At 64.1% G+C, this 26,208-nt stretch carries 27 protein-coding genes; 12 read left to right on the plus strand and 15 right to left on the minus strand.

Translation table 11 applies throughout. The features are described 5' to 3' along the window. The first annotated feature begins 44 nt into the window (after positions 1-44). From ITJ49_RS04870 to ITJ49_RS04885, 4 genes are all read left to right on the plus strand, one after another. Positions 45-1,205, plus strand: a complete 1,161-nt coding sequence (locus ITJ49_RS04870) for a glutathione-independent formaldehyde dehydrogenase (RefSeq protein ID WP_194602132.1) — start codon at positions 45-47, stop codon at positions 1,203-1,205. Positions 1,206-1,262: 57 nt separating this feature from the next. Beyond that, complete coding sequence (locus tag ITJ49_RS04875; RefSeq protein ID WP_194602135.1) at positions 1,263-1,901, plus strand: DUF1345 domain-containing protein; 639 nt, start codon at positions 1,263-1,265, stop codon at positions 1,899-1,901. Between the two features lie 169 nt (positions 1,902-2,070). Continuing rightward, positions 2,071-2,394: an ATP-dependent DNA ligase gene (locus ITJ49_RS04880; RefSeq protein ID WP_194602138.1), complete on the plus strand. Its 324-nt coding sequence runs from the start codon at positions 2,071-2,073 to the stop codon at positions 2,392-2,394. A gap of 300 nt (positions 2,395-2,694) precedes the next feature. Further along, positions 2,695-3,675, plus strand: a complete 981-nt coding sequence (locus tag ITJ49_RS04885; RefSeq protein WP_194602141.1) for a helix-turn-helix domain-containing protein — start codon at positions 2,695-2,697, stop codon at positions 3,673-3,675. A 214-nt stretch (positions 3,676-3,889) separates the two neighbouring features. Here ITJ49_RS04885 and ITJ49_RS04890 read toward each other — a convergent pair whose 3' ends face one another. From ITJ49_RS04890 to ITJ49_RS04900, 3 genes are all read right to left on the minus strand, one after another. Beyond that, a complete protein-coding gene (locus ITJ49_RS04890) occupies positions 3,890-4,843 on the minus strand; it encodes an AEC family transporter (protein WP_194602144.1) in 954 nt (317 codons plus the stop codon). Between the two features lie 86 nt (positions 4,844-4,929). After that, entirely contained in the window at positions 4,930-5,859 is a 930-nt protein-coding gene (locus ITJ49_RS04895) for an alpha/beta hydrolase (RefSeq protein ID WP_370544374.1), read from the minus strand. A gap of 68 nt (positions 5,860-5,927) precedes the next feature. Continuing rightward, complete coding sequence (locus ITJ49_RS04900) at positions 5,928-6,725, minus strand: coniferyl-alcohol dehydrogenase (RefSeq protein ID WP_194602147.1); 798 nt, start codon at positions 6,723-6,725, stop codon at positions 5,928-5,930. An 83-nt stretch (positions 6,726-6,808) separates the two neighbouring features. Between ITJ49_RS04900 and ITJ49_RS04905 the strand changes: the two genes are divergently transcribed. Further along, positions 6,809-7,594, plus strand: a complete 786-nt coding sequence (locus tag ITJ49_RS04905; RefSeq protein WP_194602149.1) for an SGNH/GDSL hydrolase family protein — start codon at positions 6,809-6,811, stop codon at positions 7,592-7,594. 25 nt (positions 7,595-7,619) lie between these two features. On the opposite strand, the gene ITJ49_RS04910 is transcribed toward ITJ49_RS04905, so the two are convergent. After that, positions 7,620-8,207 carry a TetR/AcrR family transcriptional regulator gene (locus ITJ49_RS04910; protein ID WP_194602152.1) on the minus strand — a complete coding sequence of 196 codons (588 nt, stop codon included), beginning with the start codon at positions 8,205-8,207 and terminating at the stop codon, positions 7,620-7,622. A 26-nt stretch (positions 8,208-8,233) separates the two neighbouring features. Here ITJ49_RS04910 and ITJ49_RS04915 point away from each other — a divergent pair, with 26 nt between their 5' ends. Together ITJ49_RS04915 and ITJ49_RS04920 are read left to right on the plus strand one after the other, a co-directional pair. Beyond that, positions 8,234-9,124 carry an SDR family oxidoreductase gene (locus ITJ49_RS04915; RefSeq protein WP_228514062.1) on the plus strand — a complete coding sequence of 297 codons (891 nt, stop codon included), beginning with the start codon at positions 8,234-8,236 and terminating at the stop codon, positions 9,122-9,124. 135 nt (positions 9,125-9,259) lie between these two features. Next, complete coding sequence (locus ITJ49_RS04920; protein WP_194602155.1) at positions 9,260-9,682, plus strand: GNAT family N-acetyltransferase; 423 nt, start codon at positions 9,260-9,262, stop codon at positions 9,680-9,682. A gap of 8 nt (positions 9,683-9,690) precedes the next feature. On the opposite strand, the gene ITJ49_RS04925 is transcribed toward ITJ49_RS04920, so the two are convergent. The 3 genes from ITJ49_RS04925 to ITJ49_RS04930 form a co-directional block, all read right to left on the minus strand. Continuing rightward, the gene (locus ITJ49_RS04925) at positions 9,691-9,990 is read right to left on the minus strand and encodes a GNAT family N-acetyltransferase (RefSeq protein WP_194602158.1); all 300 of its coding nucleotides are present in this window, start codon (positions 9,988-9,990) and stop codon (positions 9,691-9,693) included. Positions 9,991-9,999: 9 nt separating this feature from the next. Continuing rightward, a complete protein-coding gene (locus ITJ49_RS17825; protein ID WP_255521670.1) occupies positions 10,000-10,131 on the minus strand; it encodes a hypothetical protein in 132 nt (43 codons plus the stop codon). A 235-nt stretch (positions 10,132-10,366) separates the two neighbouring features. After that, positions 10,367-10,984, minus strand: coding sequence for a hypothetical protein (locus tag ITJ49_RS04930; RefSeq protein ID WP_194602161.1), 618 nt, complete (start codon positions 10,982-10,984; stop codon positions 10,367-10,369). Positions 10,985-11,213: 229 nt separating this feature from the next. On the opposite strand from ITJ49_RS04930, the gene ITJ49_RS04935 reads away from it, so the two are divergent. Then, positions 11,214-11,507: a DUF4193 family protein gene (locus ITJ49_RS04935; RefSeq protein ID WP_194602164.1), complete on the plus strand. Its 294-nt coding sequence runs from the start codon at positions 11,214-11,216 to the stop codon at positions 11,505-11,507. A gap of 104 nt (positions 11,508-11,611) precedes the next feature. On the opposite strand, the gene ITJ49_RS04940 is transcribed toward ITJ49_RS04935, so the two are convergent. The 5 genes from ITJ49_RS04940 to ITJ49_RS04960 all read right to left on the minus strand — a co-directional run bounded on the left by ITJ49_RS04940 (position 11,612) and on the right by ITJ49_RS04960 (position 17,904). Continuing rightward, positions 11,612-12,055, minus strand: coding sequence for a hypothetical protein (locus ITJ49_RS04940; RefSeq protein WP_194602167.1), 444 nt, complete (start codon positions 12,053-12,055; stop codon positions 11,612-11,614). Continuing rightward, on the minus strand, positions 12,052-12,672 hold the full coding sequence (locus tag ITJ49_RS04945) for a hypothetical protein (protein ID WP_194602170.1): 621 nt from the start codon (positions 12,670-12,672) through the stop codon (positions 12,052-12,054). Before ITJ49_RS04945 ends, ITJ49_RS04940 begins: the two co-directional genes overlap by 4 nt. Continuing rightward, positions 12,669-13,100: a hypothetical protein gene (locus ITJ49_RS04950; protein ID WP_194602173.1), complete on the minus strand. Its 432-nt coding sequence runs from the start codon at positions 13,098-13,100 to the stop codon at positions 12,669-12,671. Before ITJ49_RS04950 ends, ITJ49_RS04945 begins: the two co-directional genes overlap by 4 nt. A gap of 102 nt (positions 13,101-13,202) precedes the next feature. Continuing rightward, positions 13,203-17,114, minus strand: coding sequence for an SGNH/GDSL hydrolase family protein (locus ITJ49_RS18110; RefSeq protein ID WP_194602176.1), 3,912 nt, complete (start codon positions 17,112-17,114; stop codon positions 13,203-13,205). A gap of 367 nt (positions 17,115-17,481) precedes the next feature. Beyond that, positions 17,482-17,904, minus strand: coding sequence for a hypothetical protein (locus ITJ49_RS04960; protein ID WP_194602179.1), 423 nt, complete (start codon positions 17,902-17,904; stop codon positions 17,482-17,484). A gap of 505 nt (positions 17,905-18,409) precedes the next feature. Between ITJ49_RS04960 and ITJ49_RS04965 the strand changes: the two genes are divergently transcribed. Continuing rightward, complete coding sequence (locus tag ITJ49_RS04965; RefSeq protein ID WP_194602181.1) at positions 18,410-18,892, plus strand: hypothetical protein; 483 nt, start codon at positions 18,410-18,412, stop codon at positions 18,890-18,892. 690 nt (positions 18,893-19,582) lie between these two features. Here ITJ49_RS04965 and ITJ49_RS04970 read toward each other — a convergent pair. Then, entirely contained in the window at positions 19,583-19,780 is a 198-nt protein-coding gene (locus tag ITJ49_RS04970) for a hypothetical protein (protein WP_194602184.1), read from the minus strand. 1,812 nt (positions 19,781-21,592) lie between these two features. Between ITJ49_RS04970 and ITJ49_RS04975 the strand changes: the two genes are divergently transcribed. The 3 genes from ITJ49_RS04975 (at position 21,593) to ITJ49_RS04985 (ending at position 24,126) form a co-directional block, all read left to right on the plus strand. After that, entirely contained in the window at positions 21,593-22,138 is a 546-nt protein-coding gene (locus ITJ49_RS04975) for an RNA polymerase sigma factor (protein ID WP_194602186.1), read from the plus strand. Then, positions 22,128-22,958, plus strand: a complete 831-nt coding sequence (locus tag ITJ49_RS04980; RefSeq protein ID WP_194602190.1) for a hypothetical protein — start codon at positions 22,128-22,130, stop codon at positions 22,956-22,958. Before ITJ49_RS04975 ends, ITJ49_RS04980 begins: the two co-directional genes overlap by 11 nt. A gap of 223 nt (positions 22,959-23,181) precedes the next feature. After that, positions 23,182-24,126, plus strand: coding sequence for an NADP-dependent oxidoreductase (locus ITJ49_RS04985; RefSeq protein WP_194602194.1), 945 nt, complete (start codon positions 23,182-23,184; stop codon positions 24,124-24,126). A gap of 134 nt (positions 24,127-24,260) precedes the next feature. On the opposite strand, the gene ITJ49_RS04990 is transcribed toward ITJ49_RS04985, so the two are convergent. Both ITJ49_RS04990 and ITJ49_RS04995 read right to left on the minus strand, forming a co-directional pair. Continuing rightward, positions 24,261-25,214 carry a 1-phosphofructokinase family hexose kinase gene (locus ITJ49_RS04990; RefSeq protein ID WP_194602197.1) on the minus strand — a complete coding sequence of 318 codons (954 nt, stop codon included), beginning with the start codon at positions 25,212-25,214 and terminating at the stop codon, positions 24,261-24,263. Continuing rightward, positions 25,211-26,203, minus strand: coding sequence for a carbohydrate kinase family protein (locus ITJ49_RS04995; RefSeq protein ID WP_228514064.1), 993 nt, complete (start codon positions 26,201-26,203; stop codon positions 25,211-25,213). The genes ITJ49_RS04990 and ITJ49_RS04995 overlap by 4 nt, the downstream gene beginning before the upstream one ends. Positions 26,204-26,208: the final 5 nt, after the last annotated feature.

Consider the following 26,208-nt stretch of genomic DNA (forward strand, 5'->3'; position numbering starts at 1 on the left):
CACCTCCCCCACAACCCCGCGTCACCGAAGAAAGGGAACAGATCATGAGAGCAGTCGTCTACGAGGGCCCGCGCAAGGTCTCGGTGAAGGACGTCCCGGACGCCCGCATCGAGCGCCCCACCGACGTCCTCGTCCGCATCACCAGCACGAACATCTGTGGTTCCGACCTGCACATGTACGAAGGTCGGACCGATTTCGAGACCGGCCGATGGTTCGGTCACGAGAACCTCGGCCAGGTGGTGGAGGTCGGCTCGGCCGTCGACAAGGTGCAGGTCGGCGACTGGGTCGTCCTGCCGTTCAACGTGGCCTGTGGTCATTGCAAAAACTGCGAGCGGGGCCTGACGAATTACTGCCTCACCGCCCAGCCCGAGCTCGCCTGGGCGGGCGCCGCCTTCGGGTTCGCCGACATGGGACCCTGGCCTGGCGGCCAGGCCGAATTGCTGCGGGTGCCGTGGGGCGACTTCAACTGCCTACGGCTCGGCGAGGACGCCGAAGAGAAGCAGACCGACTACGTGATGCTCGCCGACATCTTTCCCACCGGGTACCACGCCACCGAGATGGCCCGCGTGAAGCCCGGCGACCAGACCGTGATCTACGGGGCCGGACCGGTCGGCGCCATGGCCGCGTACTCGGCAATCATCAAGGGCGCGAGCAGGGTCATGGTCGTCGACCGGCACCCCGACCGGCTAGCCGCAATCGAGGAGATCGGGGCGATCGCGATCGACGACTCAAAGGTCGACCCGGTCGAGGCTGTCCTCGACCTGACGATGGGCCTCGGGGCCGACAACGGCTGCGAGTGCGTCGGCTACCAGGCACACGACCCCGACGGCACCGAGCAGCCGAACCTGACCCTGAACCGGCTCGTGCAGTCCGTCCGCTTCACCGGCGACATCGGCGTCGTAGGCGTCTACGTGCCACAGGACCCGGGCGGTCCGGACGAGCTGGCGAAGCAGGGCGTCATCCCGTTCGACTACGGCCAGTTCTGGTTCCGCGGTCAGGCAATGGGCACCGGGCAGTGCCCGGTCAAGCGTTACAACCGGCCCCTGCGCGACCTCATCGCCGGCGGCAAGGCGACGCCGTCATGGATCGTCAGCCACGAGCTGTCCCTCGAGGAGGCCCCTCAGGCCTACGAGCACTTCGACGCCCGCGACGAGGGCTGGACGAAGGTCGTCCTGCACCCCGACGCCGTGCCGTCGGCCAGCTGATCCGACCGAACCCGAACCCGGACCGGACCGAACCGGCCCGAGAACCGAGGAGCCCCGATGGACGACCGCATCCTGTCCCCCCGACGGACGGGCCTCTACGTCGCCATTGGGGTCGCCGTCGGCGTGGGCGTCGGGCTGGCCGGTGCACCGATGCTGGCCCCCCTGGCGGCCTGGTGCACCGCCGGCCTCATCGCCCTGGTGCACGTCTGGCGGGCCTGCTGGCCACAGGACGCGGTCGGCACCGAGCGCCTCGCGAACGAGGAGTCCAGCTCCCGCCTCACCGACGACGCCCTGGTCGTGGCGTGCCTCGCGAGCGTCGGGGCCATGCTGCTGGCGCTCGTGCAGGCACGCGACGCCAGCGACCCCGTGTCGGTCGCCACCGTCGTCCTGGGCATCCTCGCCACGATGGTCGCCTGGGCTCTCGTGAACACGGCGTACGCGCTGAAGTACGCCCGGATCTACTACGTCGACCACGATCGCGATGGCTTCGACGTCAAGCAGGAGGCGCCTCCCACCTACAGCGACTTCGCCTACCTGGCCTTCACCATCGGCATGTCGTACTCGGCACCGGACGTCGAACCCGACGACACCCGCACCCGACGCACCGCACTCCCCCACGCCCTACTGTCGTACTTTTTCGGCACCGTCCTGATCGCCACCACCTTGAACCTGGTGACGAACCTGGCACAAACCTGACCGCAGCTGGGCCGAGAATCTGTCCCAGTACACGAAAAGGGGCCCCTCGAACCCTTGCGGCAGCCCCACAGGTGTGGTTCCGTGACTCATCTCGGTTCCTGCTCACACAAGACCTGGGCTGTGCCGCTGGCCGCTGGGGTCCTGCGCACCCACGCGAAGAGGTGACACCATGGGCAGGTTCACGTATGACCGGGTGGTTTCAGTCGAGTTCGACGACAGAATGCTGAGGCACTTCCAGATCGTTATTGGCATCAAGCTGCACCGTCACGAGGCGTTCTTCTTCTCGTGGGAGGACCACCAGTCGGTCGGCAAGAGCCGCACGTCAATCTGGGTGCACCCAGGCGCGCTGCTTCTTTTCAAGTACTACGGGTCCAAATCACCGCAGGTGAACCTTTCGTGGATACATTCACTCGAGCTCGCCGCCAACAGCGGAGCGGGACTTGCCTGCGTCCCCGAACCCGATGGGCACCCCCACCAAAACCCGGTGCCCTGACACCAGGGCAACACCAATGAGCGGGAACCGCATCGACACAAGAGCCGTGTCCGAACACTCGCCGACCACGTCAGCGCTGATCACCAAGGACGACGTCTGTAGCAACCTCGAGGTTGGGGGGACAACGGTGGCCTTATCTGCCGACAGACAAGGCCACCGTTCATCGCGGCGGTGGTTAAGCGCTGCGGACTTTCACGGTAGAGCGAACCGCCCTCGGGCTGCTATCCCCCGCCCGCAGGCCTCGAGCCAGTTCGCGCGAGGCGAGAACGGCCGCCCGGCCGGTCTCAGTAAAATCGACTCATGACGGCGAGACCACAGGGGGCGTTCGTGTCCCACCCTGTCGCCTCAACCCACTCCGCCGACGAGGCCAAGGCCGTACTCAGTGACACATTCCTGCCGGTCGAGTTCCCTGCCCTCGCCGGGTCCGATGACCTTCACCTTGAACTCAATGCTCTAAAAACGGGCCGAATGACCTTTGGATTCATGCGTTTCGATCGGCCAATTCGCATCAGTACGGCGGAACCCGAGAACTACCACGTCGACATCCCCCTTCAAGGCAGGGCAGGACTTCGAGCGGCGCACGGCCACCACCTCGCAGTCGACCGTCACACAGCCGGTGTCTTCATGCCAGGCCGCGCCGTCGACCTCGACTGCGGGGACGACTTCGCGCAGGTCGCCCTCATGCTCTCGCGCGTTGACCTGCAAAACAAGATCGAGGAGCTGCTCGACTGGAAGACCCTGTTACCCGTTGAGTTCGACGGCGCTTTGGATCTCACCGCAGGCGGACGCACCCTTCTTCACACCGTGCGGATCATCAACGACGCTTCCCAAGACCAGAACGGGATGCTTCAGCATCCCCTGGCGGTCCACTCCCTAGAACAGGCCGTCATACACGCGCTTTTGTTCACTCATCAGCACAACCACTCGGACGCTCTGCGGAGACACGTGCAACGAGCCGGGCCCCGGGCAGTCCACGAAGCGGTTGCCCTCCTCCGAAATGACCCGGCCCGAGCCTGGACCGTCCCGGATCTCGCAGCGGCCTGCTCGACCAGCACGAGAAGCCTCCAAGAGGGATTCCGGAAAACCCACGACTCTACTCCCACGGCGTACCTCCGTCGTCTCCGCCTCGAGAAAGTCCACGAAGAACTTCTCAAGTCCAAACCCGGCATCTCCACCGTCAGCGAGACAGCAACTAAATGGGGCTTCACGCACCTGGGCCGCTTCGCCTTGGCCTACTCGACACTCTTCGCAGAAAAACCTAGCGAAACATTGCGCGCTTGACACCCAGCCGGCCGCAACACAGCCGTGGATCCAAGCCACAGCCCAGACCCTCTAACAGCCACATGCCGTCTCGCTCGCCTATCGGCTATCGGGACACATGTGCTTGATCAGCGCGCCCGCTGCGCGCAGCTTATGCGCGCTGCTCGTCCTGCTGGCCTTGGTCGCTGCGGTGGTGCAGGTGCTGCTCGTTTCGAAGCTGCACTGACTGAAGGCGTCAGAGGGCGCCCGACAGGAGACCGATCGCCACGGACAGTGTCGCGATGGAAAGCAGGCTCGACACCACAAGCGTCGACCCTGCCACCGCTGGTCTCACGTTCTGCCCGAGGCCGAAGAGGATGCCGAAGAAGCCGCTCGGAATCGCTAGCAGCAAGAGGGCCTGGGCTGCGAACGGCTGAGGCACCCCCAGGACGAGCACGACGACGAGCCCAAGGAGGGGCTGCGCGACCACCTTCACCAGACTCGACACAACGACGTTGCCTGTGATGCGGATCGCCTGTGCGGACAGGATGAGTCCGGTGAGGAACAGCGCGACTCCCGCTGCCACTCCTCCGATCTCGCGCAGGGTCGTCGACAATAGATCAGGCACGGGGAGCGCGAGCAGCGACCAGGCGAGCCCCAGGACCGGCCCGACGAAGATGGGTTTCCGGACGCTCGTACCGAGAGCCTTCGCGAACCTGCGGCCGGCAGACCTACCTTCACCCGCGACTGTCGCTCTCGCGTTCTCGAGCAAGGCGAGGGTCAGCGGGGAGATGGTGACCGATCCTGCGGCGATGGCAACGGCTACCGCGAGGGCCGCTGACGGGCCGAACACGGCCGCGGTAAGCGGCAGACCGATCGCTGCGTAGTTCGGGAATGCGGTCGTGAGGGTCTGGACGGCAACGTCAGCTGGCCGGAGCCGGAAAAGCTTTGTCTGCACTACGTATACGACCGCGTAGGTCACGAGCATGACGATGATCAGCACGACGGCCAACCACCAGTTGGAGAGGATCACAGCCCGCTCGGTGGTGGCGATCGCGGTGAACAGCGAGATCGGCAGGGCGAAGAACATCACCAGGTGGTTAAGGTCGGCGACGTTCGAATTGGCGACGATTCCCCGCTTGCCGGCGAAGAATCCGAGCGCCATGACGAAGAAGACCGGGAGCAGGGCACTGGCGATCGTGAGGGCCATAAATTCTTTCTCGTTGGCCGTTGGACATCGTGGTCATGGCGGCGCGGTATCGTCGCGGCACCGTTCCCGGTGCCGCGACGATGTCGTCAGGAGCGGCTGTGGTCGTTCAGGAAGAGCCGAAGTTCGGCGTCGATTTCCTGGTCCTCGGGTGCCCCGGCGAAGCCGCCATGGGGCATGGCTTCCCCGATGTGGAGAACCGCCTCGACCCCGGCTGAGCGAAGTTTCCGGTGCATGCGGACGGTGTTCGAGAGGAAGAGGTCGCGCGTGCCCGAGCGGAGGAACGTTGGCGGGAACCCGGTCACATCGCCGAACAGGGGCGACAGGTAGGGCTCGGCGAGGTCGTGGCCGGCCGCGTAGAGGTCGTTGACTTCTTTGAGAGAGCCGAGGATGTTGTCGAAGGCGGCGTTGGTGTGGAAGGAATCTCCGGACTCGGTGAGGTCGATCTCCGGGGTGTTCAGCACGAGCGCGGCGGGCATGGGCAACCCTTCGTCGCGGGCGCGGAGCATGAGCGCGGCGGCGATGTTCCCACCGGCGGAACCGCCGGCGACGAAGACGTCGGCCGGGTCGTGATCTTCGAGCGCTTTGCGGTACACGGTCATCGCGTCGTCTAGGGCTGCGGGGTAGGGGTGCAACGGGGGCATTCGATAGTCGACGCCCAACGTAGTCAGCCCGCTGGACAGCGCGGCCATGCCGGTCATCGTGCGAGCCACGGCGCCGCCACCGGTGATGAGCCCGCCGCCGTGGAAGTCGATGTAGATGCGCCGGTCGTCAGCGGCGACGCCGGGTCCACGAACGACGAAGACGGGCACTCCGTTGATGACGATGTCCTCGGTCGTCACGGGGAGGTCCACGCTCAGGAACTGCTGGACGACTGCCTGATCGGTCTGCTCGATCATCGCCACCCACGCGTCCCTGTCGTCTTGGGGCGGGTAGCTCGGCACGTTCTTCGGCATCGCGAGCCACTGCTGAGCGTGGGGGCTGATGGAGGTGGGGATGTGGACTTCGTTGTCGGTCACGTCGTGTCCTTCGGTCTCAGGGGTGTGCGGAACGGGTTAGGTGTGCCCGCGGGACGGGCGGCCACGGGTCAGACGTTGAAGAAGTGCCCGGCGGCGGATTCCATCGCGCCGTAGCCGCCGTCGACGACGAGGTCGGCGCCGTTGACGTAGGAAGCCATCGAGCTGTTGAGGAACAGCAAGGGCACCACCTGCTCCTCAGGCGTGGAGGCGCGACCGATGGGCCGCTCGGTAGCCGCGGCGAGTTCCGGCGGGTAGGTCTTCTCGATGACGTCCAGCATCGGGGTCCGCACCGCGCCAGGGGTGGTGATGTTGACGCGGATTCCTCGCTTGATGAGAACAGACGATTGCTGCATCGACCAAAGATTCAGCGCTTCCTTGCCAAACGCGTACGCGTGTCCGGCCTCGCTCTCGCGCTCGTCGTACCAGGCCGCGCCGTCCTCGAAGGACTCCACTGCGACGAACTCCGTCAGCAAGGGCAGGCGCTTCCGCCAGGCGGCTCCGCCGTCGGAGGACGTCGTAACGATCGCGCCGCCCTCGCTCATGTTCTGCACCACCAGTTCGGTGAAGAGACGTGTGCCCAGGAAGTTGACCCGCAGCACGTCGGCGGCAGGGAACATCGGAGCAAGACCCGCGCAGTTAAAGACGGCGTCGACGTGCTCGTCCCGGTCGGCGAAGGCCGCGCGGATCGCTTCCGGGTCCCCCAGGTCGACAGAGTCGAACGCGGCGAGGTCGAGATCAGGGCGGCGACGGCTAACGCCGTGGACCTCGGCGCCGAGGCCGATCAGAGCCTTAGCGGTGGCCCCGCCGATGCCCGAGGAGCATCCCGTGACAATGACGCGCTTGCCGTTGTATTCCGTGAAGTCCATCTGCATCCTCACCGATCTCTCAGATACGAGACGCACCGTCTCGTCCTGGTGACGATACGCCTTTCAGGTGGCACCCTGGCTTCATGTCCACCTACAAAGTCATCGCCGCCCTGGGGAGTTCCTTCGCTGCCGGGCCCGGAATCGAACCCGTCGTCGATCAAGGCGCCATGCGCTCGGGCATGAACTACGCCCACCAGCTCGCCGGCCGCTTCGGTGCGGAGCTGGTGGATCTCACCGTGTCGGGTGCGACGACAGCGAACGTGATCGACACACCCCAGGACACGGGAACCGGGTCACCGACCGCGCCTCAATTGGATGGTGTCCCGGACAACGCCGATGTCGTGACGATCACCGCCGGCGGCAACGACCTGCAATTCGCCGGCGCGATGCTCTACGTCGCGTGGCAGCGCCTTGAGCCAGGCTCTCCCATGGTCTCCGTCCTCGGTGGCATGTTTAGCGCTGGCATCCCGGAACCGACTCCTGGTGACATCGAGCGCGCAACGGCTGGGCTCGTCCGCGTCATCGACGGCGCGCGCGCCAGGGCACCTCGCTGCCGGGTGATCCTCGTCGACTACCTCACGGTGCTGGATCAGGGCTCCCTTGACCACACCCCCTTCACGGCCGAGGAGCTGGAGCAGTTCTTGACCATTCAGAGCGCAATCGGGACCGTGTTCGCGGACGCAGCCGCCCGCACGGGCTCCGAGCTCGCCCTCGCCTCGGCACTGAGCCAGGGGCATGCTCTCGGTTCCGCTGAACCGTGGGTGCAGCCCTTCCACCAGGACATGGTTCGGACCGCCGGGTCGTTCCACCCCAACGAGGCAGGGATGACGGCCATCGCCGTTGAGCTGGAGCGGATGCTCCAGAACTGACCCCCTCGAGGAAGCCCGCTAGCCGTCAGCTGGGCCGAGGGAGTCCGCCCAAGACCGTGTCGACGAGCCCCTCAGCGAGATCTGGCTCGAGGCTCAACCGGCACAGCACCCGGTAGACGATCGCCCCGAAGAGCATCTCGACGACATTGGCCACAGCCGCGTCATCACCCTCGCCCCCGCTGACGACAGTGTGGAGCCGCCCCACGAGCGACGATTCCTGGGGGCCAGTGAGACGCTCGTAGAGGACTGCGGCGAGGTCAGAGTCCTCAGCAGCCGCGGCGATTAAGCCCCTGAGGAGACTGGCGGTTCCAGGGCTGCTCAGATCGGTCAGAGTCGCACGCAACCACGCGATCAGATCCTCTCGAAGGTCGCCCGTATCGGCCGGGACATCACGGGACGGCAGCACCAGGCCGTCCAGGACGCACTCGGCGAGGATCGCGCTCTTGGATCGCCACCACCGGTAGATGGTCTGCTTGCCGACCTTGGCCCGCGAGGCGATTCCCTCGATGGTCATTTGCTCGAAGCCGACCTCGGCCACGAGGTCCCGCGTCGCGATCAAGATCGCCGTGCGCGCACGCTCACTTCGAGGTCGCGTCGACACAGGCTCCGTCATGGAGCTAACGGTAGCCGAGGCGTACGATGACGTCGACGAGACGCTACGTCTCGTTTCATGTTCACGAGGGAGTCATCATGTCCAAGCAGGTCGTCGTCATCATTGGAGCTGGCGGGATGGGCGAGCAGATCGCCCGGCGTCAGGGCTCGGGCAAGCACCTGTTCCTCGCCGACTTTAACGAAGAGATGCTGACCAGCAAGGTGGCAGCGTTGAAGGTCGACGGTTTCGAGGTGTCCTCGCACGTCGTCGACGTGTCCGACCGAACCTCAGTGAAGGCTCTCGCTGAGGCTGCAGCCGCCGCCGGTCCCGTCGTCGAGGTCATCCACACCGCGGGGCTGTCGCCGACGCAGGCTCCCATCGGCGCGATCTTGAACGTCGACCTGCTGGGTGTCGCGATCGTCCTGGACGAGTTCGGGGCGGTTATCGCCGACGGCGGCGCCGGGGTCGTGATCGCCAGCATGGCCGGCCAGACCTTCGGCCAGCTCGCCCCCGAGCAGGAGTTCGCCCTGGCCACCACTCCGACCGACGAGCTGCTCGGACTGCCCTTCGTCAAGGAAAGCATCGCTGACCCCGGTGCCGCCTACGGCCTGGCCAAGCGCGGCAACCAGCTGCGCGTGAAGTCCGCAAGCATCCTTTGGGGCGCACGTGGCGGCCGGGTCAACACGGTCAGCCCCGGCATCATCTCGACGCCGATGGGTCAGCAGGAACTGGATGGGCCCTCCGGCGCCTACATGCGAGCCATGATCGAGGGCTCGGGCACCAAGCGCATGGGCACCCCCGCCGACATCGCCAACGCCGTCTCGTTCCTGCTCAGCTCCGAGGCCTCGTTCATCACCGGCATCGACCTCCTCGTCGACGGCGGTGTGATCGGCGCGCTGACGACCAACCCTCCGACCTTCCTGACCGAGGGGGCATAGCCCTAAAGGCCTCAAAGGGCCGTAGGCGTCATCCACATGCCGGTGCCGGACCAGCTCCAGCCCTGTCGTCGAGCCGATAGACGATCGGCTAACGGACGCCCCACTGCTCGGTCAGCATCTCGGTAGCCTCGAGGTGTGGGACAGCTCGAATTTCGCCTAGCGACGCCGGAAGACTCCACGGACCTTGCCGTGGTCCTCGAGCAACCCCTGAACGAATGTCGTGCCACGGTCGAGCAGTGGCTCGAGTACAGCCGAGTCTGGCTAGCCACGGACGGCGGCACGCTCCTTGGATTCGCTGTCACTGACCAGTCCTTCTTCGGGAATGAGTTCGTCGAGCTCGTCCGCGTTCTGCCCGCAGCCCGGCGCCGGGGAGTGGCGTCGGGCCTGCTTGCTGCCGTGGGTGCCGCTCGTCGAACGCCAAAGCTCTTCACCTCGACGAACCTCTCGAACCACCCGATGCAGCTCGTTCTCGCAACGCTTGGTTGGACATCCTCAGGCATCGTGTACGGCCTCGACGACGGTGACCCCGAACTCTTCTACCAAGCACCGTCTCACTGACGGATCCTTCACCGGATCAATCGCACCGTGGTCTCGATCGGCCCGAAGCTCGACGTGGTTCCGTCGGCGTTGAATCCGTTCCGCCGGTAAAACGAGTGCGCGCGAGGATTGTCGGCAGCGACCCACAGAGATGCCGGGCGCTGGCCGAGCACTGCGTTCAAAAGTCCTTGTCCCACCCCGTCACCGTGAGCGCGCGCGAGCACGTACAGCATCGTGAGTTCCTCTGGACGGACGGCGTCAGGCTCGGACGTTTCCTGGGTCGCGGCGAACCCGATGATGCCCGAAGCGTCCTTGGCGACGACAGTCACGAAAGCGTCTTACTCCAGGTTCGCCCGCCACATGTCGATGCGCCGATCGACGTCGAACCACGGATCGGTCTCGGGATCCGCGACGAACCGCCCGTACGTCTCTCGCCAGGAGGTGGCACGGACGGCAGCAATGCCTTCCACGTCGGCTGCCTTAGCGGGGCGAATGACAATCGAGCTGAGGTTGGGCGTTTCCACACCTCGACCGCAGCGATGACGCCGGCACTCGTCGATAGCAGCCAGGGTGTCCCACAAGCCGATCCCTTACTGGGACTCGCCCGAGCTGGCACAGACACTCATGCCAATACTCTCGCAGACGGCTTGGCCGACGATCAGTCACTGAGAATGAGAACCGGGGTGATGATCTCTCGTTCAGTACTCAGCGTGCCGCCTTTTTATCCGCCCGGAAGCTCGTTTGTGTAAGAGCTCCTGTAAAGAGGTCCTCGTTAAGGAAGTAAAGGACGGGAGCAATGTCCTCAGCCTCTAGGACCAACTCACCCTCAGAACTGATGAGCCGTTCCGCGTCTAGTCCAGCGGCAGACATGGCCTCGACGAGGGTGTCCGCCGTCACGGTCGCCAAATGTCCCCTTCGAACTATGGCTTCGAGGCGTGCTCGCATGCGGCTATCCCTCAGCGCCCGCTCCTTGAGGCGATCCTGGCCAGCTGAGGCAATGGGGAGAACCTCGTGCAGGTCGGGTGTCCACTGTGGTACCTGCTGCGTCAGGGCGTCTTGATTACGGAACAGTGCCGCGAAAACAGTCTGCGAGAGAACGAGCACCTCATCACCAATACTGAGGAGATCCATCCAGTCATCGAAGGCGAAAATTGGTTCGTCAATGCGCTGAAGCGTGTCCTGCAGTAGCGAGTAAATGTGGCCTCGCTTAAGGCCCCGCCGCGGATTGCTACGGCGAATGAACACGGCGCGCTGACCGGGAACGTCCCCGATAGTTACGGCATAGAAAGACAAGTCTCCAGCAGGAAGATCATCAGGCTTCATCGCTTCTAGCGCGTCAGCCGCCTGCAAAACTTCCAGAAGCGTGGCTGAGCCGTGTTCAATCCCAAGCTTTGGGGCTGCGCCTACTTCATCAGCTTTGAGCGTCAGAAACGTCTCGGGAGACAGATCAGCATCCGGCGCCCAAGCCTGCCCCTCTCGGCGCGCGACGTCATCGAGAATAGTTGCGGCGGGCTAATCGCCCACCCACTCCCCCGGAAACCAGGAGACCCTAATGGCTGCCGACTACGACGCCCCACGTAACGCACCCGAGGCCGACGACAATGTCGTCTCCATCGATGCCCGCGCCACGACGCCGACTGGGCTCGCGGCTGACCTTGACGATGGCGATTCCGCCGATGGGTTCGAGCTCGAGGCCTCCATCGTCGATGATGCTCTTGACGTCGTCGTGCTACCGATCCAGGACCACGAGTTCACCTGTATCGAGTGTTTCCTCGTGCGGCCGCGAATCCAGCTTGACCATGAGACGAAGCTCGGATCGGTGTGCGTGGAGTGCGCCGCGCTTTAACCCGCGGACGACGGACCCCAGTGTTGTCAAGAGGTGGGGATGCGTGACGTAGGAAGTCCTCACGGCCAGTGATGGTCTGGCCGTGAGGACCGTGTTTCCGTCTTTTAGCCGGTGTACTTGATGCTGTAGCTGAGGTTGGCGCTCCAGGTGGATGTCCCGCACGGGGCGCCGCAGGCGCCGCTGATCTCGGCGTTGATGTAGAAGCTCCCCCCGGCAACCCAGATGTTGCCGTTGTCGGCCTTGACAGTCACAGCAGATCGCGCGCTCGTTCCTCGAGCAAAGGTGCGGTTGCTGGAGTTCCGGAGGGCGATTGTGAGTGCGCCGCCGGCGTTGCCGACGCTGGTTGGTGTGAACGAGACGACGTTTTTGGGGTAGCTGTTCACGCGCGCCGTGTTGTACTGGACGACGTATCCGGGACCGGGAACTTGGCCTGAAATTGCGGCCGTGGTCGCCTGCGCGGGAATGGCGGACCCGAGCGTCAGCGCCACGATCCCGGCGGTGACAGCGGCTGATGCGAAGAGGCGCGATTTGCCTTTGAGAGTGATCATTTTGTTTCTCCTTTTTTTGTGAACACTTGATTGCCGCAATTTGCGCGGAATTCAGCGGTCAGAGGTGCGACGCCTTCGCGGGCTGCGAGCTCGGTCATCTTCCGCTGATAGGAGCGAAAGACGGGGTTGCCCTTGATGCCGGGGAGTGTGACGAATGCCCTCATCTGCTGCTGGGCGTGGGCCCTTTCCTTGGCCGACTTGGTGCCGTCACGGGCCACGTCAACCCACGCGCATCGCCAGAATTGGGCCGCGATCTCCTTGGGTAGCCCGGTTTCGTAGAGGTGCTTTTTTGCCCCGCCTTGAACGAAGATGGCGGGAGCGGTCGTGGGGAAGTTCACCCTTTCGGGGAGCGGCTCTGGGTAGTTGGTCGTAATGCCCACCCAAACCGTGTTGATTTGGTCCTCGGAGTAGAAAGATTGGCCGTTCGTGCTGAACGCGGGTGAGGGCAAAGCTGTACTGGCCTCGTCACTGGAATGGCTGGTGATTGCCCATGCTCCGCCACCGATGGCAACGCACGCGGCGACGATGAATGCGATAACCCAGGTGCGCCGTCTTCGGAGTGTTTCGGGGTGGGGTGCCATGTGTTCGGCCTCATCGTTGTCGGGGCGGCGACTCATCGTGATTCCTTGGGGAGCGTGGTGATGTCGATCTGGTCGCCGTCATCGAGGTACCCGGAAAAATGCGGGCAGGCACGATCTTTCAGCTGCGTCGTCGCCCGATCCGGGGTGAGCTGGAATGATCCGCACGTGTGGGTAAGGATCTGCACATTTTGTGGAGAGTGGCCGATGGCCATAGCCCCGAAATACATGCCGACCGTCACCGTGCCGGAGGTGCTTTTTTCTATCGACAACAGCGCCGCGGGTAGCGGTGTCTGCAGAGCCGCGAAGTCGGTTTCGTCGAGGACTCGAGTGTCCGTGATGCGGGCTCCCGAGTCGATCAGATCAGTTTGAATGCGGGCGGTGATTTGGTCGGCCCGCTGTGACGAGGCCGCGATGCTGCTGAGCTCCGCGTCAACGGACTGCACGTTCGATTGGATCGTTGCCATCGCGCGACCGGTTGCCTCCTCGACACCGGAGCTGCATCCCGTGAGACAGAGAACACCCAGAATGGCGACAGCACCCCCAACGTGTCCGCGACCGCGCGTCACCTAGTACTTCCCGTTCAGGGCGGCCTTCATGACGGCTGCCTCGATGTCGGTTCCAGCGTTGTTGGGGTGGAAGCTTGCGGCCGACACTCCTGCCTGGAAGTTTGGGCCGAGGTTGGAGAGGGTGAACATCGGTAGTTCTCCGGACCGCCGGGTGGGTGTCGAGAACACCACATAGGGGGTGAGGTTGTTGATTGCCGGATTGTCGGAGCAGGCGTTTCGACCTGCAAACGCGGTCGCAGGATCGGAAAACAGCACTCGAGCGCTCGGAGTGTCTTTGTTAGCTACCGCAGTTTTTATGGTGCTGTTGAGGTCCTTCGCCATTTGGTCAAGCCACGTCTGGTTCTTGTCCGTAATAAAGGAACAGGTCACTCCGTCAGAGAAGATGGGCGGGTAGCCCATGAAGTAGATCGTCGCTTTCGGGGCCAGCTTTCTGATTCGGTCGATGACGGACTCCACGTTTGCCCCGAGGTCTGCGAGCTTCTTGTATGCCCCAGGCTTCGATGACGTTTCGCAATCTCCGGTCAGGGTCGTGAAGTTCTTTGTCACGCAGTCCGTGATGATGGGGGAAAACCCGATGTCGTTGCCGCCGATACTCGCGGTGACCAAGGTGGTGTTCTCGTCGATATAGCCCTGGCCGAGCTGGGCAGGTTCGTACTGTTTCGTTCCTAGGAGGTTCGCGGACGTGGCACCGGAACAGGAGATTTGGTGGAAGTCGAGGGTCGTGTCGAGAGAGTCGGCGCGTGAGCCAATCGTGCCGAGGCCTCGCACTGAGCCTTTCCGGACCCACGCGTTCGGCGACCTGTGGCAGGCATTGCGGTAGGTGGGGTCTAGCCCGTTGTTGTCGGTGACGGGGTAGTAGCCACCCGGCACGGAACCCGGGGACCCCTCACCGGAGGAGTAGGAATCGCCGATGGAGACAATGAAGTCTGACGGCTTCGCGGCGAGCGGTTGAATTGCGACCGCATCCCAGGCGATGTCGACAGCTGCGTCCTTGTCGTCGGAGTCGCCGGTGACGTTCGAGAGGGAGATCTTGGGAACTCCGTTGAAGTTGAAAACGCCGACGGACTTCCACTCGTTGGCATAGTTTCGCTGCGGGAGCTGACGGGTGTGGGGGGTTGTGCTGGAACCGTCATAGATGTTGTAGGTGGCGTTTTGCGCCCAGGCACCGTGATCTGGGGTGTGGATGAATACACGCCCCCATTGCTTGAGGCTTTGTCCGAAGGTCCACGTCCCGGTGACCGAGCTAGCGACACCGTCGTATTTCTGCCAGGTGTGCGTGAAGAAGAAGTGCCCGTTGAAACCGCCGCCGAGTTGGTGGGTGTCGATTTTGGAGGGGTAGGAGCCGGAATCGGAGCGTCGACCGAAGTCGAAGCTGAAAGAACCAGTGGTGGCGACCTTTGAGCAAGTTGAGTTCGCGGGGTTTGCCGAGATCGTGCCCGCATCGGTAACGATTGGCACGTCGTCCACGATCAAAGCGTTAGAGGGCAGTCCGTTCCGTGTGCAATTGGGGGGAAAACTTGCCCCATTGGGCTGTTCCGTCATGTAGTCGGCGGCTGGCGTGAAGCGCCAGAGCTCGTTGCCGCAGGTGGAGGCGCAGTCTTTCTTCCAGGTGGCGCTTTGGTGGAACCAGCACTTCAAATCGGTCCGTGCGCACACGCTTGCAGTCTTCAAGTTGCACTCGTTGGTGGTGTTGCAGAACAGGTCGATGGGGGGTTTGACGTTCGAGCGGTTTAACGGTCCGGTCGTGTAGTCACCGCTCCACCATGCGGCTCGGAAGGCCGAGACGGTCGTGTAGGTGTCGACGGTTTGTTGTTCCACAAGGTCAGGGGGGCTTGCTGCGAATCCGAGAACTTTTTCCGGATAAGGCCAGTTCTGCGGTTTCGCTGCGTCCGCAGGGTGACCATCAAGGAAGGGAGTCCGGTCAGGCGGGTAGAGGGGGTTGGCGGGGTTGTTTGCCCACCCGAGTCCGTATTGGCCGCTCCCATCGGGCTGGTGGTAGCCGGTGTTGTAAGCCCAGAGAGCGGCAAACCAATTTTCGAGCTTCGAGGGGTCTCCGTCGTTGATGGTGACGCCCGCTGCGCGGGTTTCGTTCCACTTGTCGGTGAGGATCTGGGCTGCCCGGGCGAGGTTCGCTGTGTAGTCAAGGGCGACCGCCTCCTGCTGGGCGACGGGGAGAGAGGTCTCCCCCGCTTTTTCATGGCCGGCGAGGCGCATCCCGTCGGTCACTTGAGCGACTCCGTAACCGCAGTCCGCGTTACTGAAGCTGACCTGCCAAAACGGGGTGCTTCCCACTGCGGCTGCGACATCGTTGCCGTAGAAGTTCCCAATGAGAGGGTTACCGGTCTCCCCGGGGCTGGTGTACCGCGAGGCTTGCCACAGGTTGGATTCCTGGGACACCACCCCGAGGAGCACCTGCGAGGGAATCCGTCCGCCACCGGAAAGAGCCTTGGTGGGGAACATGGTGCCCGGTTTATAGGCGGCCATGCCGGTGCTGTTCCAGTTGGCGGGGCGGGCGATGGTCAGCTGTCCCGCGACGATGCGGTTGACGGCCCACTCCACCTGGCGAGGTTTGGGCTGAAGCGCCTGCTTGCGGGGGTCATTTCGAGGCACCGCGCAGAACCGTTCCGCTTCCGACGGGTTGGATGGGGATGACTGTGCCAAGACCTTTGCCCGGGGCGCTATGCCGCTGGTGCGAGAACCCGCGGCCGGGGCGTTGGTGGTGGGGCCTTGCAACACCGAGGACAACCCGAATGTCTTGCCGGTGATGAGGGAGCGTGTCTTGATGGCGACCTTGGATGCGGGAAGCAGACCGGGGTCTCCCGCAGCTCCTGCGGACGGCGTTACGGATTCCACGGCAACGCGTCCCTTGGTTGACACCTGCGTCCCCGGACCCGCAGCAATGAGCCTCACACCAGTGGGAACGGTTCCCGGTTTGGTGACCGTTCCGGCAACGAACAGATGATTAGACGCATCACGCTGAACACCAAGGCCCCCGAGCTTGCCTGACGCCATCCGGGTGACGGAACCCACCCGGTTGCTCGCCGTCAATGACGCTGTAGACACGGTGACCGTCGAGCCGGAACGCTCGGCGAAACCCAGTCGTCCGCGGACGAGCGTCAGATCGAAGGCGGTGCCGGTAGTCGCGGCCACGACTGGTGTCGCGCCGCTCGAGCCGACCTTCACGATTCCTTTCGGTCCGGCCCCAAACACGGTCCCATCACCATTGGCGACCAAGGACGTGAGCTGGCCGGGAAGACTCCGATGCCACAGGGCCTTGCCCGTGGCCGCATCAAGGCTCCCGACGAACGTGCGCCCGCCAAAAAACCGCGCCAAGGCGACCTTGGAATCAATCCCGCAGCCCGGGTTGGAGTATGAAAGCGTGAAACCCCGACCGAGGTTTTTCACCGCCCCCGTAGACGTATCTACGACCGCGCCCCAGGCGCCCTGCCCGAACTGCGTTTCGTCGTTGGTAAAAGACCGTGGTGCATACACGGCCACGACCTTGGAGCCGTCCCCCGTCACGCACGTGTTCCCGACCCAACGGTCTGTCTGCACCCCAGCCACGCTCAACGTGGCCAGCACCTTCCAGCTGTAGCCGCCCGAGGCAGTCGCCTTCAAGATCGAGAAGCCGTCTGCGTCGCCACTTGAGGTGAAGGATGCATCCCCGGTGGCTTTCCAGCCGGAGCCGAGGGTGGCGTCGCGTTTTTTAGCGGGAATGGCGTTGCTCGAATCGGCGGGCGTTGACGCGGCAGGAGGAAGAGAAGCGTTGGGGTCCTGAGGCTTTGGGGCAGCAGCCTGAGCGGCCGAGGTGCCCATCAGGACGGACAGCCCGACGGAAACGGCTGCGATCGCCCCAATCCAGCGGTTCGGGTGTCGGCGCGTCATTTTTTCCCCACATATGGTCGGCGGCACCCAGAGCTCCTCAAAGTCCGGTTCCGTTCGTTTCGGCATAAAGCGAGGAGGGATTTCCTCGAATTCAAATCATTTGCATGAAGAAAATTCAGCGCATTCCAAGCTCGCGGTAATCATGATGCCGCTGCGCCCCGAATGAAGCCAGCCAAAACACGGGGTCACTTATGCCCCTTGAATGGGGTCTATCTCCGCCCTACCCTTCGACTTTTGGCACTCCTACAGGCCTCTCGCCCTGAACGCCGACACACAGAAAAGCCGCCAAGATTGGATCTTGGCGGCCTTTCTAAGATTCACCCACAGTCGCAGCTCAGCTACGTATTCGTGAACACTGCCCAAGGCTTAGCGCGGGGCGGGGATCTCCTGCTTCCTAGATCGACAGGCTGCCCGAGAACTTGTAGCCCGCGGAACACCCCGTCCCGGTGCCGGCGGCGGTGATGTAGTAGGTTCCCGCCGGCATACTGGTGCTGGTGTTTGACACCTGTTGGAACGTGTAGGCCACCCCTAGCTGCGACACGGTGCGGGTCTTGGTCACCTTCGTTGCGCTCGCACTTGACCCGTTTCGAAGCGAGAAGTACAGCGCCCCGCCACACCCTGAGGACGAGTTGATTGTGATCGTGATCGGGCCGCTACCACTGTGCTTGTGCGCAGTCGTGAAGTAGAAATTGTTCGAGTATTGGTCCACGGCGCCGGAAATGGATTGGGTTGCGGCCGAGGCTGAGACGGCAGGAGCCAACGCAAGTGTTGCAGTGACGGCCAACGTGCCGAGCATCAATCCAACTTTTTTGATCATTTCTATTCCCCTATCGATAGTCCGCCGTTAGTCCAGCGAATATCAATCCACGCTCTTGCACCTCTGGAACTTGCTCAAGGGGTACTTGTGCCCCACATGCCGACGTCCCCGGTCCTCCATGCAGATGTTCACGTGCGATCGCAACCATGAGGAACTGATGTCGGGTCGTCTTGAGTGCGAAGTCTGTCCGCTTGTCAAACCCCTAACCCCGTAGCGGTTTCGGGCCGCAGACGAGCTTGCCGTGTCGACGACGAGCCACTGACCAGGCCTGCCCGTTGCGCTTCCCGCCCGGAAAACGCTGTCGAACACGGCCCGTTCCACAACCAAGCTCAGCCCTTGTCTTGCTCGAAAGGACTAGCCGCCAGATAGCCTCCAACCCCAATGGGAGGGTCACTTATGCCTCTTGCTGCTGCCTCTGAGCGACGCCTAGCTTCTGTCCTAAGGACGCCAAAGAGGGGAAGTAACCCTTTTCGACTCGGCATCTCTGACCTCGAAAGGATCAATCATGCATAACCAGAACACCTCGGCGACACACGTCTCCCGGAAGCGTCGAGCCAGGCTCATCGCTAGCCTCATCGCGGCAATGTTCCTAACAATGATTCCCGCGTTTGTCAGCGGTGCCTCTTCTGCCCAGGCCGCAGCCTGCACAGACAACGCACGCACCCTCAAGGGCGTGAACATGGACGCCAAATACGTCGAATTGCGCGGATCCTCAAACTGCGGCGGAACCGCGTGGATCCGTTGGAACTATGTGCACACAAACGGAGACGCATCAGGGACCGTCAAATTCCAGGTCATGAATGCCTGCGGCACGATCTTGAACGGCGAGTCCAACAACATAAGCACTGTCGGCGGTGAACAGTCCCACATCACCGCCTACCGGTCCGGCATCACGAAAGCCCGGATGATTTACACAGCCCGTTCCGGGTCACCTGCGTCATTCACGACGTCCTGGATCACGGTCGTCGGGAAAACGACCACCTGTTGACCTCAGAACTAGGCACTGCAGCAACTTTAACCCTCAGCCACGGGTGAACTGAACAGGTAGGGCCGAGACCCGCTGCTGGAGCGCAGCGAGGTTCTCGGCCTTACCGTGCGTTCTCTTTCCGCACAGGCATGAAAGTTCGTCGAAAGCATATTGCCCACGCCACGCGGTGCCTTCCCATGTACCGGCCAGCTGGCGCGGGTAACTAACGAGCATCTGCAGGCCGCGACAAACAACGCAAGTCCTCGACCGGGCGGACGCTGGAACCAGCGTCCGCGGATGTGAGCCCCATGAGGGGATCCATCCAAACATTGCCGCCGACACGACAAACATCGATGCCACCGTCGTCCATTGGTCGCCCTGATCTCAGTGCATCTCCGGGTACATGCCCTCAGAAGTGGTCCACGCCCACAACCTCACGCGAGGTTGCTGGCGGCATCCCCTACCCCAGTTTTTCGAACCTGCTGAACTTGAGAGCCGTCGTGATCCACGTGTCCGATGGTCAAAAGGGTGCAACTCACAGCCAAAAACGGGCTCTTCAACCAAAGCCCTTCTACGTCTCGCCTAGGCGCTAGGGTCTCTCTTTCGTACGTTCCGAAAATCCCAAAACCGAGGTATGCCAAAACCCATACGTTTCGGCACACTTTGGTTTTGGGACACTTGGGCGCACGAACCGGAATGTCAGGCGGTCGTTCAGTTTCGGACGGGGAGTAGTGACCCCAGAAGGAAGAAGGTGGGCAGAGCGAGCAAGGTTATGGTTCCGGCCATAATTCCGAGCCTGCGGCCTCGACCCCCGTGTGCGCCAGCCAGGATGGAGAGGGCGATCGTGGCGATGATGAGCACGGGGAGGCCGGTAAAGACGTAGCCGCCTGCTTCCTCGATCGCACTCACGGGGACTTGGCCTATGCCTTGGAGCCACCACGCCAGAAATCCCGAGGCGACCCAGGTTAATGCGCCGAAGACCAGGGCAATGTGTCCGACGTGCCGGGTCCAGGTTGGTGGGCCGATAGGCACCTCGTGCGGGGAGGTGCGGGTTGTTCGCGTCATCTTGTGTGTCTCTCCTGGGTGTCATGGCCCCCCTACGCCCCGTGGTGAACCGAGCAGGTCAAGAGTTTCGAGGTTGCAAAAGCTTGGCGTGATCAGGTGGCGGGGGTTCCTGCGGCCTGGAAGGTGGGGTGGCCGCTGAGGACCGTGAAGCCGAGGCCAGAACCGTTCCGGCTAGAGGCTTGCTCGAAAAGGACTCCATGCGGCGCTTGCTCCGCGGCACCCGGGCCCGCGGCTCGGTGTTGCCGAGGTGGCTGAGGCAGCCTGAGCGTCTGGCGGAGGCTGTTCCGGGTTGGCGATGAAGGCCTCTACGACGTCGCGAGCCGGGGCTTTCTTCAGAGGTTTGCATTCGATAGCCATTACTTGCCTCCGTCAATGCGCCGTGCGTGTTCGATGAAACGATCCGCAAGGATCGTTGCTCCTCGAGAACCGATCTGAGCGAGCGGGACTCCCCCGCTTTGAGAGTCCTGCATAGCCGTTCGGGCTGGAATGAATGGCGCGTGCACTTGATCCCCGAATGCCTCGATCAACTGCTCGATCTGAAACTTGTGCTCCGCAGTGATGGGCGATTTTACCTTGTTGGATGATCCCTGCGGAGACCAGGCCGGGGTTCAGGTAGCTCGCCGCCTGCACTTTGCTGACGGTTTCAAGGAACGCCGTAACTCCACTGACGGAATACTTTTCCGGCTCTGTCACGAGCACGATCGTCGGCCGCGATGAGCCCGTTGAGGGTGAGGCGGCCTACGGCAGGGGGTAGGTCGATCCGAACGTGGCTATGGCGAGTCGGCCGCGGCTGCTCTCATGCGTAGCTCTTCACCGATGAGGTTCTCCGTGTCAATGCGCGCCATGTCTCGCGAGCCGGGCACCACCATCGCAGTTTTAGCGCCTCATGATTTTGGAGCAACGTATTCGAAGCTCCGACACGACTCCGAGGCACTGCGTGATGGCCAACCTCTCCTTTCCTGAGCGGGCTGCCAGACGTGGACGCCTGCACCTTCCGAGCAAGACCGGTCGTTAGTCCTCCAACCCGGAGACGGGGGCCTGACTTTTGGGCTGCGTCACTACCCGGATCGATGGCGCGGACCTCAGTGCTGGCGACCTCGACGTTCCTGTCCTCATGGCATTCTGGGACACCGACGCCGATCCACGACTTGCCTCACATGAGCGTTCCGCCGTCCTATGCGGTCGCGAAGAAGGGCGGGGCGAGATCGTCAGGCAGGGACGGTGAGGGTTCCTCCATCGCGGGTCTGGGGCGACTGAAGGACTGTCGTCGGCGCAGGAGAACCGCCGCGAGAACGGCAGTTGTGACGACGAACGCGACACCGAAAGGTAATAGGAGCCCGGCGAGCTTGCCCTTGTCGTGACCGAACTCGGCCAAAACGAGCAAACCCAGGCCAAACACGGCTGAGGCGACCGCCGTGACGGGCCAAGTGGTGTTTCGACGAGAAGGAATGTGCCCAACTTATCCGCGCCGCGGTACCCGATTTTTCCGATAGAGACCACTCCTGAGGCACGCTTTGGGTTGGTCACCGTGCGCCCAGACCCCGTCGCGCAGCGATCACAGAACGCCGCTATCTAGCGACTAACTCGACACCCCCTTTCGTCTCAAACACGTCAGGATCGTGATTTTCTCGACATTGCTGTAGTGAAGGGGGAACGATGACGGATCCGGAAGACAGAGACGACGACGCCAGGCTGCTCGTTCGGTTGGCACTCGGCGACAAAGCGGCGTTAGCGGTCGCCTTCGACAGATTTGCGCCGACGGTGACGAGGTACGCCTGGGCTATCGCTCCCAGCCGCATGGACGTGGAAGAGCTCGTGCAAGACACGCTCCTCACGCTCTGGCAGAAAGCGGCCACCATCAAGTTACCCACGGAGTCACTCCTGCCGTGGCTTCTCGTCGTCTGCCGTAACCATGCCCGAAACCTCCGACGCCGTCAGGCCCGGGCGGAGAGCGATTCCCTGCCGGACGATCTCGAAGCACCACCAGCGGCCGAGGAAGCTCGAGAACACCTGCGCTGGGTACGCGCCGAGATCGACGCCCTCCCGACGCTGGATCGCCGCATCTGCGAGCTGTGCCTCCTCGAGGGCCGCTCCTATTCCGAAGCTGCCACGATTCTCGGACTGAGCGTTGGCGCCGTCACCAAGCGCGTCTCCCGATCGCGGACTCGACTCAAGAAGGCTGTGATGCACGATGAACACTGAACCTCCTCTCGGCGACGACTTCCAGCGTCTGCTCGTCGGCATGAAGCGGAGCGTCCTCGACCGAGCCGACGACGTCCGCCCCCGTCCCGTTCGACACCGACACGTGTGGCCGGTCGTTGGCCTGGTCGCGCTTCTGGCCATTGGCAGCGTCAGCGGCGCCTACGCCGTCGGCCTCGTTCCCCATGATCTCTTCGAGGCACCGACTGCAGCCCCATCGCCGACAGTCTCCGAACCGTCGAGCCCGTCGACGCCCGCAGCCGAGACCCCTCCGGCAAGCTCCACCGCGACACAGTCAGCCACCCCGACGTCGACAGCCAAGCCGTTCTCAATCGACGATCCCGGCACCTGGACGACCTCCTTCTCCGAGGTCGGCCCCATCGCCCTCGGAGCACCCTATGCCGGCGAGATCGACGATCTCACCTCCGCGTACACCCGCGACAACGCGACCTGCCCCAACCCGAACGTGTCGTTCTGGCACCGCACGGGCTCAGTGGAGCTCGTCGTCGAAAACACGGACGGAGTCGTCTCCGGCGTCTCGATTGGGCTCGTGTCACCCACCGACCCTTCGTACCGCACCACCGCCCCGACGACTGCCGAAGGCGCCGGTATCGGCTCGACCCTGACCCAGCTCAAAACCATGTACCCGGACATCGAGAACACGGGAAACTACGGCGGCAGCGGCGCAGACGGCGGATTCGAATACTGGAGCATCCACTCCGCCGACGGCTACATCACCTTCGTACTCGGCGCCGACAACAGCCATGTAGGCCAAGTCTGGGTCGCGGCCACGCCCCAACCACCCTCCGAGTTCTGCGGCTAGCCGTCGGTCAAGGATCAGACCAGCCATCTATCCGCAGAACGTGGCGAAAGAGCCACAGCATTAGACCTGTACAACCTGATGGTGTCCCAAAAACAAGGTGTGCCGAAACGCATGGCTTTCGGGGACGACGAGCGGGACGTGGCTATACCAAGACTTTCTCTATCCGACGCTGAACAAGAATTTAGCGGCCAAACCGCCAGCTCGCGCGCGTACAACGGGAGTCATGAAGGTCATCGGAGTCACCGAGTTCGGAGGGCCAGACGCCCTCGCCATCCACGAGGTCGAGGAGCCGCACGCGGGTCCCGGCGAGGTTCGCATCAGGGTCGGGGCGTTCGCTGTCAGCCCGACGGATGCTGGCGTCCGCGCTGGCGGCCGTGACCTCAGTCAGGCGGGCGAACCGCCTTATGTGCCGGGCATGGACGCGGCAGGCATTGTCGACGAGGTCGGCGAGGGGGTGACCCAGTGGCAGACGGGCGACGAGGTCATGGCCATCGCCCTCCCGCTCCGGGGACACGGTGGCGCCTACGTGCAGGCGCTCGTCGCACCGGTGGACTCCATCGCCCAGATCCCTACGGGCACCTCGCTCGAGGAGGCCAGCACGATCCCGATGAACGGCCTCACAGCGGTGCAGATCCTGGAGAAGGCCGGCCTCTCGGCCGGGCAGACGCTCCTTGTGACAGGTGCCCCGGGACTACTCGGGAACTACCTCGTGCAGCTCGCCGAACAGCAGGGAATCACCGTGATCGCCGACGCGGCAGACAAGGATCGGGCGCTCGTCGAGTCGCTCGGCGCCGACCACATCGTGCCGCGTGGGGACGAGTTCGTGGCTGCGGTGCAGGCGATCGCCCCGCACGGTGTCGACGCGATCGCAGACACGGCGCTCCTCCACGAGCAGGCCGTCCCGCTGCTCCGTGAGGGTGGAGTGTTCCTCGCCGTGCGCGGCTGGCAGGGCGACGGAACCCCCGGAATCCGGTTCGAGCAGGCGATGGTGTTCGACGAGTACCACTCCCAGGCCAAGCTCGACCGGCTGCGGCAGGCCGTGGAGGACGGCGTCCTCACGCCCCGGGTCTCCGAGGTGCTTGCCGCGTCGGAGCCCGGGGCAGCCGCCGACGCGCACCGGCGGCTCGAAGCGGGGGGCACCCGTGGCAGGTTCGTCCTGACCTGGTGATTCAGTGGAGGCACTCATAAGACTTGGTGGATGGCAGCTGCGAACGACATCGGCCTCGGTGACAGGAATGCCTGTCTCGTCTCTGGCCTGCAGTGCTGCTACCCCGAATCCGGCGTCAAAATCGAGCGAGCCGGTCAGGCCTGCCAGCTGCGAGCTGTGAGAGGCGTGACGACCACCCGCGCCGCAAAAGACCGCGCGACAGAGGCGTCGAAGACAGCAGCACCGGGCACGAGGGCGTTCCCCGTCGCGGCTCCGGCCGCCAGGGCTACGGCGGCCGGCAGGTCGGCACCCGTGTCGAGCGCCGCGAGCAGGCCGCCGAGGTACGAGTCTCCGCTGCCGACGGGGTAGGCGCCGAACGACCCCGCTGCGGGAGGCAGGGCGACGCGCCACAGGCCCGAAGCGTCGGCCGCGATCGAACCGTGCGCTCCGTCGGTGACGACCACGTCGGATCCTGCGGCCTCTCGCAGTGCCGAGACCAGCGATGTCAGCTCGACGTCGAGGGGCAGGTCGAGCGCCTCGGCCGCCTCGGCCCGGTTGACCTTCAGCAGCCCGACAGCGAACGATCCCAGCACCGACCGAAGGGCCGGGCCGTGCGTGTCGAGGGCGAGGCGGGCTCCCTTCGCCGCGCAGAGCCGCGCGATGTCGCCGAGCACCGGTTCGGCACCTGCCGGCAGACCGCCAGAGAGCGACACCCAGGATCCGGCTCCCGCCACCCGCTCGAGCCCCTCCAGCACCTGTGAGAGCTCGTCATCGCCGAGCGCGACGGGCCGCTCGTAGATCTCAGTGAGTGTGCCCCCGGCTGCGGACGCGATCGACACGCACTGGCGGGTCTCGGTCGGTGACTCGACGACCTCCGAGGTGACGCCGTCGGCGTCGAGCAGTGCGGCAACGAGCCCGCCGAGGTGACCACCGAGCACAGGTACGGCGGTCACCGCGGCCCCGAGGCGTACGGCGGCGCGGGCCGAGTTCAGCGCTTTGCCCCCGGCGACCCGGACGACCGACGTGGGCCGATGCGGCTCGCCGAGCACCAGGTCGTCGACGACGTAGCTCACGTCGAGGGCGGGGCTGAGGGCGGCGACCGCGATCATGCGGTGGCCGCGGCAGTGGTAGACGCCGGGACCGGTGTCGGTGTCGGTGTCGGCGCCGACAAGTCGAGATGCGCCGCGATCTCGTCGCGGGTGGCATGAGCCCCGCTGCCGCCGGCAACCCGGGTCGAGAGCGACCCCGCGGCCGTCGCCCACCGCAGCCGGATCCGCTCGTCGGTCTCGCCGAAGTGGAGCGCGGCGAGGTACCCCGCGTCGAAGCTGTCGCCGGCGCCGGTGGTGTCGACGACGTCGAGCACGAGCCCGGGCGCCGAGAGAATCGGCGACCCCGAGCGGACCGACCAGCCTCCGTCTCGCCCGGCCTTGACCACGACGGCGAGCCCCGGCGACACGTCGACCAAGGCGGCGGCCGCCTGCTCGTCGGAATCGTGCCCGGGCGACACGGCCCGCAACTCTTCGAGGTTAGGGAGGAACACGTCTACGTGCGGCAGAACCGCGTCGAGACCGAGCCACTCGCCCGCGGGATCCCAGTTGGTGTCGAGGCTGACCGTGAGGCCGCGTGATCGGAGCTCCGGCAGCAGGGTCGGCAGCGAGGCGGCGAGGCCGGGCAGCAGGAAGAACGACGCGAAGTGCACGTGCGTGAATGCGCCGGCATCGGCCGCCGCCAGCACGTCGGCAGCCGTGACGCGCACCATCGCCCCCTTCGCCGTCAGGATCGAGCGGTCTTCCGGTGCCGACAGGATCACGCTGAGCCCCGTCGTCTCGCCGGGGACGACGCGCACGAACGAGGTGTCGACGCCGTCGAGGGCGGCCAGCGTGAACCGGCCGAACTCGTCGTCGCCGACGCAGGCGACCAGCGCGACCGGCACGCCGAGTCGGGCGAGGCCGTGGGCGACGATGCCGGCCGACGACCCGAGCACGAGCGACGAGGCGTCGAGCAGCTGCTCCTCCTGGCCGAACCTCGGCACGACGTCGCCAGTCAGCACGAGGTCGACGTTGGCGTCTCCGACGACGAGGATCCCGGGGTCTGTCATGGGGG

This window comes from Frondihabitans sp. VKM Ac-2883, assembly GCF_015350875.1.
Classification (GTDB): Bacteria; Actinomycetota; Actinomycetes; order Actinomycetales; family Microbacteriaceae; genus Frondihabitans.